Here is a 13246-nt window from a genome sequence, read left to right as displayed (position 1 = left end):
TGTCCGATTTACCCTAATTTAATCACGCCCCCACAAAGTCATAAGTAGAAATCATACTCAGATAACGCCGATATTTATTTGTTGCGGGGGCCGATGTTATTGGCTGATCTTGAGCGCGCGCCGATCTCGTTTGCCGGTGATGTGACAATCTTGAATATCGGGCAAGCTCACGACGAGCTTGGGGCCGCCTTGTCTGAAGATGGACCCGTTGTCGTGGACATCGATGGTCTGACCGAGACCGATCTGACCTTTGTCCAACTCATCGAGGCCGCTCGCCGCAAGGCTGCTGAAGCTGGTCGAGACTTTACGCTACGTCAGCCTGCCTCGGGCGCGGTGCTTGAGGTGCTGCAGCGCGGCGGCTTCCTCGACGACGAAACCTCCGACCGCGCCAAGTTCTGGCTACAAGGAACCGCCCAATGACCTCGATCCTGACCGTGGACGACTCCGCGAGCATCCGGCAGGCGATCAAGATCGCCCTGAGCGGCGAGGGCTACGCCGTCACCGAGGCGGTGAACGGCCAGGACGGCTTGGACAAGGGCAGCGCCGGCGGCTTTGACCTGATCGTCACCGACCTGAACATGCCGGTCATGGACGGCCTGGCGATGATCCGCGAGCTGCGCCAGCGCCCGGCCGGCGCGGGCGTGCCGATCCTGTTCCTGACCACCGAGTCCGACGCCGAGATCAAGGCGCAGGCGAAAGCCGCCGGCGCGACCGGCTGGCTGACCAAGCCCTTCGATCCCGAACAGCTGGTGCGGGTCGTCAAGAAGGTGCTGGCCAAGTGAGCGGTCAGGATCCCGTCGAGATCTTCCGCCAGGAAGCCCAGGAGCTGTTCGAGGACATCGAGCAGGGCCTGCTGGACCTGGCGCACCGTCCCGGCGATCGCGACCTCGTCGACGCGGTGTTTCGCGGCCTCCACACCCTGAAGGGCTCTGGGGCCATGTTCGGCTTCGACGCCCTGGCCGCCTTCACCCACCACTGCGAAACCGCCTTCGACCGCGTCCGCAAGGGCGAGGTCGCCGCAACGTCCGAACTGGTCGGCGCCGTCCTGGCCTGCCAGGACCACATGCGCGCCCTGGCCGAGGGCCGTCCCGCTCCGGAAGCCACCGGCGAGGCGCTGCTGGCCGAGCTGCATCGCGTCGTCGAGGGCGCCGGTCAGCCGGCCGAGGTCGCCGCGCCCGCCGCCCCGGCCCTCAGCACCTGGCGCGTCAAGTTCAGCCTGCCGGCTGACGCCCTGCTCAACGGCACCCGCCCCCTGCCGCTCCTGGACGAGTTGCGCGAGCTGGGCGAGTGCCAGGTCGTGGCCGTCACCGACGCGGTCCCCGCCTTTGACGACCTTGTCCCCACCGAATGCCACCTGGCCTGGGACGTGACCCTGGTCACCAAGCACGGCCGCGACGCGATCGAGGATGTCTTCATCTTCGTGATCGACGACATGACCCTGGACATCCAGGACCTGACCGCCGCGCCCGCCGCCGTCGCCGAGACCACGGCCGTGGCGGACGTGGTCGCCGCGCCCGTCGCCAGCGCCAATGACGAGGCCCCCGCCGCCGCCAGCGAAGGTCGCAAGGCCAGCGGCGACACCGTCCGCGTCCCGGCCGAGCGCCTGGACGAGATGATGGACCGCGTCGGCGAGCTGGTCATCGCCCAGTCGCGCCTGAAACAACTGGCCGCCTCCAGCAGCGACATCGCCCTGCGCGCCGTCGCCGAAGAGATCGAGCGCCTGGCCTCGGAAATGCGCGACACCATGATGGTCGTGCGCATGGTGCCGATCGCTCAGCTGTTCGGCCGCTTCCGCCGCCTGATTCACGACCTGGCCCGCGACACCGGCAAGACCATCGAGCTGTCGACTGAAGGCGAGACCACCGAGCTGGACAAGACGGTGATCGAGCGCCTGGCCGATCCGCTGATCCACCTGATCCGTAATTCCGCCGACCACGGCCTGGAGACGCCCGAGCAGCGCCTGGCCGCCGGCAAGCCCGAGACCGGCCACATCGTGCTGGCCGCCCGTCAGTCCGGCGCCGAGGTGGTCATCACCATCACCGACGACGGCCGTGGCGTCGATCGCGCCCGCGTCCGCGCCAAGGCCGAGGAGAACGGCCTGATCCAACCCGGCCAGGTGCTGAGCGACAACGAACTGCTGCAGCAGATCTTCGCGCCCGGCTTCTCGACGGCGGCGGCGATCACCAATCTGTCGGGCCGCGGCGTCGGCATGGACGTGGTCAAGCGCACCATCGAGGGCCTGCGCGGCTCGATCGACCTGACCAGCACGCCGGGCCAGGGCTCGGTCGTCTCGCTGCGCATCCCGCTGACCCTGGCGATCATCGACGGCCTGCTCGTGCGGGTCGGGACCAGCCGCTACGTCATCCCGCTGGCCTCGGTCGAGGAGTGCGTGGAGTTGTCGGTCGAGCAGGACCTGCGCTCGACGGGCCGCAGCCTGATCACCCTGCGCGACCAGCTGGTGCCGTTCATTCGCCTGCGCCAGATGTTCGCCACCGGCCTGCAGCCGGACGCCCACCAGAAGATCGTCGTGGTCTCCACCGGCCAGGAACGCGTGGGCCTGGTCGTCGACCAAATCCTTGGCGACCACCAGACCGTCATCAAGGCGCTGTCGGGCTTCCACGCCGAGGTCGGCGCCTTCTCGGGGGCCACCATCCTGGGCGACGGCGGCGTCGCCCTGATCCTGGACATCGGCCACCTGGTGGCCGCCGGCCAACGTCCCGACGCGCCCCTGCGCGCGGCCAGCTGAGGAAGGGCCCGGACATGACCCCCGAAACCGGATTGATCGAGGCCCTGACCTTCGACCTGCGCGGCGAGACCTTCGCCCTCGAGGCCGGTCTGGTGCGCGAGGTCCTGGACCTGCTGCCCGAGACCGACGTGCCCGGCGCGCCGCCCTTCGTCGGCGCCGTCATCAACTTCCGTGGCCGGGTCATCCCGCTGGTCGACCTGCGCCTGGCCTTCGACATGGACGCCGCCGCGCCCACCATCGACAGCCGCATCGTCGTCATCGAGTACGACCTGGACGGCGAGCCCACCCTGATCGGCCTGCGCGCCGACAAGGTGCACGAGGTCACCGCCATCGACCGGGCCGTCACCGAGGAGGCCCCGCGTGTGGGCCTGCGTTGGCGCTCGGACTTCATTCGCCTGCTGGCCCGTCGGAACGGCGACCTGATCGTCATTCCAGACCTCGACCAGATCTTCGCGGCGCGCGGTCAATCGACCGCCACCGTCACGCCTATCAACGCTCTTCAATCCTGAGCCGGGACCGGACCTAAACCATGCGCTTCACGATCAAACTCAAGCTCGGCATCGCGTTCGGCCTGCTCATCGCCATGCTGATGGGCGCGACGATCTTCGCCGTGGTCAGCCTCGGCTCGCTGAACAACAACCTCAAGGCCGTGTTGGCGGGTCCGGTGACCCAGCTGGCCGACGCCCAGCGCCTGAAGACGTCCTTCGTCGAGATGGTGCGCTCGCAGAAGAACCTGATCCTGGCGACCAAGCCGGACAAGATGAAGAGCTACGAAGCCGACATTCTGAAGTTCCGCAAGCAGTTCGAAGGCCAGCTGGCCGAGTCGACCGCCGCCGCGCCGGTCGCCGACAAGGCCAAGTGGGCCGAGCTGCAGAGCGCCTGGGACCAGTACTCGCCGATCGAGGCCGATGTCCGCAAGCTGGCCATGGACAACAAGAACGAAGAGGCCACCAAGGTTTCGCAGGCTCCGTCCTCCAGCCAGATCACGGCCCTGCTGCGCAAGACCACCGGCGAGCTGGTCGATCTCCAGGAAGATCACCTGAAGGCCGCCGAGCTTTCGGCTCAGAAGGCCTTTGAAGGCACCCGCAACGTGCTGATCGGCGCGGCCATCGTCGCCCTGATCCTGGCCGGCGCCGCCGCCTGGTGGATCTCCACCACCATCAGCCGCGGCCTGCGCAAGGTCGCCGACGTCGCCGACGCCGTCGCCCTGGGCGACCTGGCCTTCACCGCCAAGGTCAGCACCAACGACGAGATCAAGGACCTGATCGACACCGTCGGCCGCATGACCGCCAACCTGCGCGCCACCGCCGGCATCGCCGACCAGATCGCCGACGGCGACCTGACCGTCGAAGCCAAGCCGCTGTCGGACAAGGACACCCTGGGCCTGGCCCTGGAGCGCATGGTCGAGCGCCTGCGCGGCGTGGTTTCCGACGCCGTCTCGGCCTCCGAGAGCGTCTCGGCCGGCAGCCAACAGCTTTCGTCGGCTTCGGAGCAGGTGTCGCAAGGCGCCACCGAGCAGGCCTCGTCGGCCGAAGAGGCTTCGGCCTCGATGGAAGAGATGGCCTCGAACATCAAGCAGAACGCCGACAACGCCGCTCAGACCGAGAAGATCGCCCGCCAGTCGGCGCAGGACGCCGAGGTTTCGGGCGAAGCGGTCAACCGCGCCGTCGACGCCATGCGCACCATCGCCGAGAAGATCGCCATCGTGCAGGAGATCGCTCGTCAGACCGACCTGCTGGCCCTGAATGCGGCGGTGGAAGCCGCCCGGGCCGGCGAGCATGGCCGCGGCTTCGCCGTCGTCGCCTCGGAAGTGCGCAAGCTGGCCGAGCGCTCGCAGACCGCCGCCACCGAAATCGGCGAAGTGTCCTCGGCCACCGTCAAGGCCGCCCAGTCGGCCGGCGAGATGCTGACGACCCTGGTGCCCAACATCCGCAAGACCGCCGAACTGGTCGCCGAGATCTCCGCCGCCTGCCGCGAACAGGACATCGGCGCCTCTCAGATCAACGAAGCGATCCAGCAACTGGACAAGGTCACCCAACAGAACGCCTCGGCTTCCGAGCAGATGTCGGCGACCTCCGAGGAGCTGGCCGCCCAGGCCGAGGAGCTGCAGACCTCGATCGCCTACTTCCGCCTGTCGAACCAGCCGGTCCGCAAGCCGGCCCCAGTGGTCCGCCTGGCGCCCGCCCGCGCCGCCAAGGCCGCTGCCGCGCCGCCCAAGCCCGCGACGCGCAAGGCTCCCGCCCGCGGCGCCGTGCGCGCCCAGCAGGCCCGCGCCCAGGGCTTCGCCCTGGACCTGAGCCAAGGCGGCCCGGATCACGACGACAGCGACTTCACCGAATACTGACGATCCCGATCATCAGCTGAAGGACCACGACCATGCGCTTCACGATCAAATTGCAACTTGGTCTGGCCTTCGGCTTGATCATCGCCCTTCTGCTGGCCGCGACCCTGTTCGGGATCAACAGCCTATCGTCGACCAATCGCGCCATGAACGCGATGGTCGACGGCCCGGCGGTTCGCCTGCAGGCCGCCCAGCAGCTCAACATCCACCTGCTCAATGTAGTGCGGGCGGAAAAGAACATGGTCCTGGTCGACACCCCCGAAGAGGTGAAGACCTTGGAGGCCTCGATCACCAAGGAAAAGCAGGCCTTTGAAACCCTGCTGGCCAAGGCCGAAGGTCTCGCGACCGCCGAGGGCAAGCCCCGGTGGCAGGCTCTGGGCTCGGCCTGGGACCGCCTGATCGAGACCCATAGCCGCATTTACGACCTGACCCTGACCAATCACGACGTCGAGGCCACCGCCCTGTCGATGGGCGAAGGCCGCAAGGCGGTGACCGAGGCCGGCGCCCAGGTGCAGGAACTGGTCGAGCTGTCGCAAGCACAGCTGAACGCCGCCACCGACAAGGCCGACGCAGACTTCGCCAACGTCCGCAACAGCCTGATCGCCCTGACGGCGATCTCTCTGCTGATCGCGACCGGAGCCGCCATCTACATCTCGATGGCCGTCAGCAAGGGCCTCAACCGCGCTTCGGACGCCGTAAAGGCGGTGGCCGACGGCGACCTGACCCGGACTGTCGACATCACCACCAAGGATGAGATCGGCGACCTGCTGGGCCATGTGAACATCATGATCGAGCGCCTGCGCGGCGTGGTCTCCGACGCGATCTCGGCGTCTGAGAATGTCTCGGCTGGCAGCCAGGAACTCTCGGCCGCCTCCGAGCAGGTCTCGCAAGGCGCCACCGAACAGGCCTCGTCGGCCGAAGAGGCTTCGGCCTCGATGGAAGAGATGGCCTCGAACATCAAGCAGAACGCCGACAACGCCGCCCAGACCGAGAAGATCGCCCGCCAGTCGGCCAAGGACGCCGAAGTCAGCGGCGAAGCGGTCAACCGCGCCGTGGAAGCCATGCGCACGATCGCCGAGAAGATCACCATCGTTCAGGAGATCGCCCGCCAGACCGACCTGCTGGCCCTGAACGCGGCCGTCGAGGCCGCTCGCGCCGGCGAGCATGGTCGCGGCTTCGCCGTCGTCGCCTCGGAAGTGCGCAAGCTGGCCGAGCGTTCGCAGACCGCCGCCACCGAAATCGGCGCCGTGTCGTCCGACACCGTGCGCGCGGCCCAGTCGGCCGGCGAGATGCTAACCACCCTGGTCCCCAACATCCGCAAGACCGCCGAACTGGTCGCCGAGATCAGCGCCGCCTGCCGCGAGCAGGACATCGGCGCCAGCCAGATCAACGAAGCGATCCAGCAGCTGGACAAGGTCACCCAACAGAACGCCTCGGCGTCCGAGCAGATGTCGGCGACCTCCGAGGAACTGGCCGCCCAGGCCGAGGAGCTGCAGACCTCGATCGCCTACTTCCGCACCAGCGCCAACGGTGCTCCGGTCCGTCGCCCGGTCACCCGCGCGGCCGCCAAGCGCGCCGCCGCCCCAACCCTGCGCAAGCCCGCCGCCTCGGCGCCGCGCCAGACCGTGGCCGCCCAGCAGGCCCGCGCCACCGGCTTCGCCCTCGACCTCACCAGCGGCGGCCCCGACGCCGACGACGCCGATTTCCGGGAATACGCCTGATGGCCTCGACTGAAAGCCAGTTCGTCACCCTGGGCCTTGGCCATGAAGTGTTCGCGGTCTCGGTGGCCTATGTGCGCGAGATCCTCGACTACCAGGCGCCGTTCGCCATCCCGGAAGGGCCCGACTACCTGCTGGGCCTGACCGACGTGCGCGGTCGCGGCACCCCGACCATCGACCTGCGCCTGAAGCTGGGCCTGCCGCGCATCGCGCCGACGGCGACCACGCGGGTGCTGGTGCTGGACGTGCCGCTGGCCGATCGCGTTCTGTCGCTGGGCCTGGTCGCCGATCGCGTCATCGAGGTCGTGTCGGTCGCCAACGAGCAGATCGAAACCGCGCCGGACATCGGCGTGCCGTGGCGCTCGGAATACATCAAGGGCGTCGTCCGTCGCGCCACCCCGGACGGCAAGGGCGGCTTCGTTGTGATCTTCGATCTCGAGCGCCTGCTGACCAGCCAGGAAGCCGCCGTCCTGAGCCAGGCGGCCTAAGAAAAACGGGGCGGTCCAGAAAGGACCGCTCACAGTCTTCGCGGCGCGACGCGCCGCAACCGGAGAAGCCCGTGTCGACATCCGCCGCCCTCCAGGCGCCCCAGGCCGAACAGCAGCTGAGCGCCAGGAACTTTCAGCGCCTGGCCAACTTCATCCAGGACTACAGCGGCATCAAGATGCCGGCCAACAAGCGCACCATGCTGGAAGGCCGCCTGCGCCGCCGCATGCGCGCCACCCGCATCGACGACGTCAACGCCTACTGCCACTACCTCTTCGAGGAGGACGGCATGGCGTCGGAGGTCATCCACCTGATCGATGCGGTGACCACCAACAAGACCGAGTTCTTCCGCGAACCGGCCCATTTCGATTTCCTAGTCGCCAAGGGCCTTCCCGCCCTGGCGGCCAAGGGCAAGCGCGAGATCAAGATCTGGAGCTCGGCCTGCTCGACCGGCGCCGAGCCCTACACCATCGCCATGATCATGGACGAGTTCTGCGCCAAGCAGCGCGGGACCGACTATTCGATCCTGTGCACCGACATCTGCACCGAGGTGCTGGACCAGGCGATCGCCGGGCGGTTCTCCGAGCAGATGATCGAGCCGGTCTCGATGGCGCGCCGCCAGCAATATGTGATGCGCGCCCGCGACCCGTCGCGCAACGAGGTGAGGATCAAGCCGAACCTGCGCAGCAAGCTCAGCTTCGCGCGCCTGAACCTGATGGACGACGCCTATCCGGTCGAGATGGGCCTGGACATCATCTTCTGCCGCAACATCCTGATCTATTTCGACAAGCCGACCCAGGCCAAGGTGCTGAGCCGGCTGTGCAACCATCTCGCGCCCGGCGGGTATCTGTTCCTGGGTCACTCGGAGTCGATCGTCGGGATTGACCTGCCCGTCGTCCAGATCGCCAACACGGTCTTCCAGAAGCGGTAGAAACCCATGCCCGTGGCCAACAAGATCCGTGTTCTGATCATTGATGACTCGGCCACGGTGCGTCAGACTCTCGCAGCGGTGCTGGAGTCCGACCCGCAGATCGAGGTGATCGGCGTCGCGTCCGATCCGTTCGTGGCCGCCAAGCGCATCGCCGAGGAAATCCCCGACGTCATCACCCTGGACGTCGAGATGCCGCGCATGGACGGCATCACCTTCCTGCGCAAGCTGATGGCCCAGAAGCCGATCCCGGTGGTGATGTGCTCGTCCCTGACCGAGGTCGGATCCGAGACCCTGCTGCAGGCGCTGGAGGCCGGGGCGGTCGACATTATCCTGAAGCCCAAGATGGGCGTGGCCGACCACCTGCTGGAATCCAAGATCCGCATCTGCGACGCGGTGAAGGCCGCCGCCGGCGCCAAGGTGGCGGGGGCCAGGCGTCCGCCGCCGCAGCTGGCCCGCTCGATGCACGAGCCGGAAAAGAAGCTTACCGCCGACGCCATGCTGCCGCCGCCCACCGGAACCCGGGCCATGGCGCGCACCACCGAGACCATCGTCTGCGTCGGCGCTTCGACGGGCGGCACCGAGGCCTTGCGCGTGCTGCTCGAGGCCCTGCCGCCGGACTCGCCGGGCATGGTCATCGTCCAGCACATGCCCGAGAAGTTCACCGCCTCGTTCGCCAAGCGGCTCGACAGCCTGTGCGCGGTCGAGGTCAAGGAAGCCGAGGACGGCGACACCGTCCGGCGCGGCCGGGTGCTGATCGCGCCGGGCAACAAGCACACTTTGCTCGAGCGTTCCGGCGCCCGCTACTACGTGTCGGTCAAGGACGGGCCGCTGGTCTCGCGCCATCGGCCGTCGGTGGACGTGTTGTTCCGCTCGGGCGCGCGCTCGGCCGGCTCCAACGCCGTCAGCGTGATCATGACCGGCATGGGCGACGACGGCGCGCGCGGCATGGCCGAGATGAAGCAGGCCGGCGCCTTCACCCTGGCCCAGGACGAGGCGACCTCGGTCGTGTTCGGCATGCCCAAGGAAGCCATCGCGCTGGGCTGCGTGGATCGGATCGTCCCACTGCAGAACCTGACGATGGAAGTGCTGCGGGCGGCCAACCGGTAGGTTCGTCGCCAAGGCTGTCTGTTATCCGGCCGCAGCGTAGCGGAGAGCCGGGACCGCCGAAAACTCAGCGCGCGCCGCTGTCCCGGATAGCCTCTGCGAGGCTTCCGGGATGACGCCTAATTTTAGAACAGCACGTCGTCAGGATCTTCCGCCGGCGCCGCAGCGGCGACCGGTGCCGGGACGTCGTCGCCCAGTTGTTCGGTCATGGCGCGGTGGACGTCGCGTTCTTGGGCCATGGTGTACTGCTTGGCCAGCTTGGCCATGATCGGACGCAGGGCCGGCGCGATGTCGTCGGTCGCGATCTCGTACTCGCCCGACAGGTCCATCAGGTCGGCGGCGGCCTGGTCGAGGACCGAGCCGATCTGCTTGTGGAAGTCGAAGCGGTCGGCGGCGCGGCGCAGCATGTCGACCACGTCGGCGCCCTGGCGAGCCACGGCGGCCAGATCGCTTTCGACCCCGTCACCGGCTTTCGAAATCCGGGCGACCGCGCCGCCCAGCACCGTGGCCGCGGCGGCGGCCTTGCCTTCGTCGGCCTCGTTGGTCTCGCGACGGCCCAGGGCCTCAGCGGCCGAAGAGAGGCCGTCCAGCGAGGTCAGGGTGTGGGCGGCCGATTTCTCGAGGTGGATCGCGTGCTGGCGCAGTTCCACTGCGATGACGCCCAGCGGCTTGCCGGTCTCGCCGATACGGCTGCACTTCAGCGTGGTGTTCAGCGCCATCATCTGCACGTCGGCGCGGATGTTCTGGATGCCGGCGATGCGGTCGGTCAGTTCGCGAGCGGCCAGGGCGGCCGAGCGGCTGACATCCTCTGCGGCCTGTTCGCCGGCGGTCATGTTGCCGACGAGGCCAAGCGCCTGGGTGACGTTGCCTTCCAGGCCCCGCAGGAAATTGGTCTCGGCGCCGTCCGCCTGGCCGAAGGCCAGATCGCGCAGACGGAGGATCTCCGAAGCGTCGGCGGCCATGCCGATGACGTTCAGCCCGATGCGCGAGACATCGCGGTGGAAGTCCTCAGCCGTCGCCGCCAGCTGAACCGACAGCAGCCGATGCATGAAGGCGCAGGCGCGTTCGTATTGGTCGTCCGACAGGCCCTGGCCCTGGAGATCGTCGAGATAGCCGAGGCCCGCCTGGACGTGTTCGATCCGCTGGCGGGTGATGTCGCCGATCTGCAGGGCCGCGAGGCCGCCGCCGACCTTCTTCTGGACGTCGCGCGCCAGGGCCGCGACGCTGATGGCGACGCTGGAGATCTTGGCGTGATGGCCGGCGATGGCCGAGGCGCTGGCGGTCAGGGCGTCGGGCACGGCGGGCAGCAGGGCCACACAGTTGCGGGCCAGGTCATGCTCGTGCGCCAGGGCGCCGCGAAGGGTGCTGTCCAGGCTCATCAGGTCGGCGTTGAACGCGTCCAGCTGAGCGCGGCCCATCTCGATGCAGTCGTAGATCTCCTGGGCGAAGATCGCGAATTCGGGACCGGCCGCGACGATGCCGCCGGAGGTGATCTTGATGTTGATCGCGAAGACCCGGAGATAGGCCAGGTGCTGGCGCATCTCCTCGATGCACGCACCCAGGCCATCGCCGACCTTGACGAGGTCGCCGACGCGGGTGCGGCGAGCGTCCAGACTGTCGGGCAGGGACTTCAGGGTTTCAGCCGCCTTGGCCAGGTCGGCCGTGGTGTTGGTCACCGTCTCGGCGTCGAGATTCTCGCGCATCCGGTCCAGCGAGGCGATCAGGGTTCCGACGCCTTCGACGGCCCGCGACAAAACGTCGCCGGCCTCAAGAAAGCGGCCTTCGACGGCCAGGCGCGCCGCTTCGAGGCGCGCGCCGATCTCCGACCCCTGGGACGGCGAGAGCGTCGTGGCCGAAACGGCCAAGGATGATGCCAAACCCATGAAATCGCCGAATGTTTTTCAGATGATCCAGTATCGGACGGATGTGCGAAGTTCGGGTAAAGATCGCGACGATCAGGCTTCGATCGCGACGTTTTCCGGCTCGGCCTGGGCGGCCTCGAAGGCCTTGCCGATGGCGGCGAACAGCATGGCGCTGGTGATCGGCTTTTCCAGGTGCAGATCCGCCCCGGCCTCGCGGCTGGCGGCGACATGCTCGGGCCGCGCATTGGCGGTCAGCATGATGATCGGAACGCGGTCGGCGCCGTCGCGCGCTTCCAGGGCGCGGATCTGGCGCACGGCGGCCAGACCATCCATGACCGGCATCTGCATGTCCATCAGGACGAGGTCGGGGCCGGCCACTTTGTAGACGTCGACGGCTTCGCGGCCATTTTCGGCCGTGAAGATCTCGGCCAAATCGGCCAGCATCAGCTCGACGATCTTGCGGTTGGTGGGATGATCGTCGGCCACCAGCACACGGGGCACGCCGGCGGTCGGCGGCGCGGGTTCTTCCGAGGCGGGCGCGTCAGGCGTCTGGTGATGCGAGGCCAGGGGCAGGGTGAACCAGAAGGTCGATCCCTTGCCCGGAACGCTGTCGCACGACAGGCTTCCGCCCATCAGTTCGACCAGATCGCGCGAGATCGACAGGCCCAGGCCCGTGCCGCCGAACCGGCGGGTGAATGACACGTCGGCCTGCTGGAAGCGGTCGAAGATGCGGGCCTTGGTGGCGGCGTCGAAGCCGATGCCGGTGTCGGTGACCGAGAACCGCGCGGAGCCGTCGGGCGACAGCGTGACGTCCAGCGTAACATGGCCCTGGTCGGTGAACTTTACGGCGTTGCTGAGCAGGTTGGTCAGCACCTGGCGCAGCCGTGCGCCGTCGCCGATGACGGTCACGTCGGCCGCCGGCGCGATGTGGGTCTCGACGACCACGCCCTTTTCCTCGGCGCGCAGGGCGCAGAGGGCGGCGACCGAACGGGTCATGTCGCCCAGCGGGAACGGACCGTTCTCGACCACGACCTGGCCGGCCTCGATGCGCACCAAATCAAGGATGTCCGACAGCAGACGTTCCAGGCTGCGGCCGGAGTTCTGGATGATGTCGACCAGTTCGCGCGCCCGCAGCGTCAGCTCGCCCTTGGCCAGCAGGTCAGCGCCCGCGACGATGCCGTTCAGCGGCGTGCGGATCTCGTGGCTCATATTGGCCAGGAAGGCGGTCTTGGCCTGGCTGGCCTGTTCGGCCTGCTCCAAGGCCACGCGCAGCGAGGCGGCGGCGGATTTTCGAGCGGTGACGTCCTCACCCAGGGTGATCAGGTGGCGCGCGCCAACGTCGTCATAGGTGGCCAGGGTCTTGGTCAGGAAATAACGCGGGGCGTCGTCGTCGCCGATCCCGATCTTCTCCTCGGAAACATGCATCTCGCCGGTGCGCAGCACGCGGGCCTCGCTCTGGACCAGGCGGCTGGCCATCGTGGCGTCCATGACCTCGCCGACGGTCTTGCCGATCGCCTCCTCGGCGATCAGGCCAAGGGCGTCTTCCGCCGCGCGGTTGATGAGGACGTAGCGGCCGTCCTCGACGTTCTTGACCGTCAGCGGCGAGGGCAGCAGCTGGATGACGGTCTTCAGGAAGCCCTGGGTCTCGACCTCCTGGGTGACGTCGCGGGCGGTGGCCAGCAGCCGGATCACCGCACCCTCGCGGTCGCGGATCGGCGAAATGGTGGTGTCGCAATAGGCCCGGCTGTGCTGGGCCACGCCCAGGAAAGCGCGGAAGCGGGCCAGCTGACCCGTCAGCGCCAATGTAAACGAGCGGTCGAGCGAGAAGCGGCTTTCCTCGGGCCAGATGCCGCGCCAGTTCGTCAGGTCGACGGACTCGGCGGGGAACATGGCCTGGGCGCGCTGGTTCACGTGCTCGATGGAGCCGTCCAACCGCAGGATCCACGCGCAGTCTTGGCTGGCGTCCAGGATATCGAGCGCGCCGTAGCCGCCCTGATCGCCGGAGGTTTTGCCGTTCACTGCTCGGGAGCCCTTTCTGGACAACGCTGCTGCGATGTC

Annotated in this window: 11 protein-coding genes; 9 read left to right on the top strand and 2 right to left on the bottom strand. The window is 67.9% G+C overall.

Features of this window, described 5'->3' with window-relative positions:
• Nucleotides 1–99: 99 nt before the first annotated feature.
• From AC1RUS_RS11550 to AC1RUS_RS11510, 9 genes are all read left to right on the top strand, one after another.
• A complete protein-coding gene (locus AC1RUS_RS11550) occupies nucleotides 100–420 on the top strand; it encodes an STAS domain-containing protein (protein WP_492916135.1) in 321 nt (106 codons plus the stop codon).
• Entirely contained in the window at nucleotides 417–782 is a 366-nt protein-coding gene (locus AC1RUS_RS11545; protein ID WP_492916133.1) for a response regulator, read from the top strand. Before AC1RUS_RS11550 ends, AC1RUS_RS11545 begins: the two co-directional genes overlap by 4 nt.
• Nucleotides 779–2746 carry a chemotaxis protein CheA gene (locus AC1RUS_RS11540; RefSeq protein ID WP_492916131.1) on the top strand — a complete coding sequence of 656 codons (1968 nt, stop codon included), beginning with the start codon at nucleotides 779–781 and terminating at the stop codon, nucleotides 2744–2746. Before AC1RUS_RS11545 ends, AC1RUS_RS11540 begins: the two co-directional genes overlap by 4 nt.
• A 14-nt stretch (nucleotides 2747–2760) precedes the next feature.
• On the top strand, nucleotides 2761–3255 hold the full coding sequence (locus AC1RUS_RS11535; RefSeq protein WP_492916129.1) for a chemotaxis protein CheW: 495 nt from the start codon (nucleotides 2761–2763) through the stop codon (nucleotides 3253–3255).
• Nucleotides 3256–3275: 20 nt separating this feature from the next.
• A complete protein-coding gene (locus AC1RUS_RS11530) occupies nucleotides 3276–5090 on the top strand; it encodes a methyl-accepting chemotaxis protein (RefSeq protein WP_492916127.1) in 1815 nt (604 codons plus the stop codon).
• Nucleotides 5091–5122: 32 nt separating this feature from the next.
• On the top strand, nucleotides 5123–6808 hold the full coding sequence (locus tag AC1RUS_RS11525; RefSeq protein WP_492916125.1) for a methyl-accepting chemotaxis protein: 1686 nt from the start codon (nucleotides 5123–5125) through the stop codon (nucleotides 6806–6808).
• Complete coding sequence (locus AC1RUS_RS11520) at nucleotides 6808–7293, top strand: chemotaxis protein CheW (RefSeq protein ID WP_492916123.1); 486 nt, start codon at nucleotides 6808–6810, stop codon at nucleotides 7291–7293. Before AC1RUS_RS11525 ends, AC1RUS_RS11520 begins: the two co-directional genes overlap by 1 nt.
• Nucleotides 7294–7364: 71 nt before the next feature.
• Nucleotides 7365–8222, top strand: coding sequence for a CheR family methyltransferase (locus AC1RUS_RS11515; RefSeq protein ID WP_492916121.1), 858 nt, complete (start codon nucleotides 7365–7367; stop codon nucleotides 8220–8222).
• 6 nt (nucleotides 8223–8228) lie between these two features.
• Complete coding sequence (locus AC1RUS_RS11510; RefSeq protein WP_492916119.1) at nucleotides 8229–9329, top strand: protein-glutamate methylesterase/protein-glutamine glutaminase; 1101 nt, start codon at nucleotides 8229–8231, stop codon at nucleotides 9327–9329.
• Nucleotides 9330–9451: 122 nt separating this feature from the next.
• Here the strand turns inward: AC1RUS_RS11510 and AC1RUS_RS11505 are convergent, their stop codons facing one another.
• Entirely contained in the window at nucleotides 9452–11191 is a 1740-nt protein-coding gene (locus AC1RUS_RS11505; RefSeq protein WP_492916117.1) for a hypothetical protein, read from the bottom strand.
• A 90-nt stretch (nucleotides 11192–11281) separates the two neighbouring features.
• The gene (locus AC1RUS_RS11500; protein ID WP_492916115.1) at nucleotides 11282–13207 is read right to left on the bottom strand and encodes an ATP-binding protein; all 1926 of its coding nucleotides are present in this window, start codon (nucleotides 13205–13207) and stop codon (nucleotides 11282–11284) included.
• Nucleotides 13208–13246 lie beyond the last annotated feature (39 nt).

The sequence above is a fragment of the Caulobacter sp. GW821-FHT10F06 genome, assembly GCF_058809215.1.
The sequence above is the reverse complement of the archived record's forward strand: the minus strand, read 5'-3'. Positions and strand labels throughout refer to the sequence as shown.

Coding starts and splice junctions, on each gene's coding strand:
- AC1RUS_RS11520 (WP_492916123.1), top strand. CDS start 6,808: ATGGCCTCGACTGAAAGCCAGTTCGTCACCCTGGGCCTTGGCCATGAA.
- AC1RUS_RS11525 (WP_492916125.1), top strand. CDS start 5,123: ATGCGCTTCACGATCAAATTGCAACTTGGTCTGGCCTTCGGCTTGATC.
- AC1RUS_RS11545 (WP_492916133.1), top strand. CDS start 417: ATGACCTCGATCCTGACCGTGGACGACTCCGCGAGCATCCGGCAGGCG.
- AC1RUS_RS11530 (WP_492916127.1), top strand. CDS start 3,276: ATGCGCTTCACGATCAAACTCAAGCTCGGCATCGCGTTCGGCCTGCTC.
- AC1RUS_RS11535 (WP_492916129.1), top strand. CDS start 2,761: ATGACCCCCGAAACCGGATTGATCGAGGCCCTGACCTTCGACCTGCGC.
- AC1RUS_RS11510 (WP_492916119.1), top strand. CDS start 8,229: ATGCCCGTGGCCAACAAGATCCGTGTTCTGATCATTGATGACTCGGCC.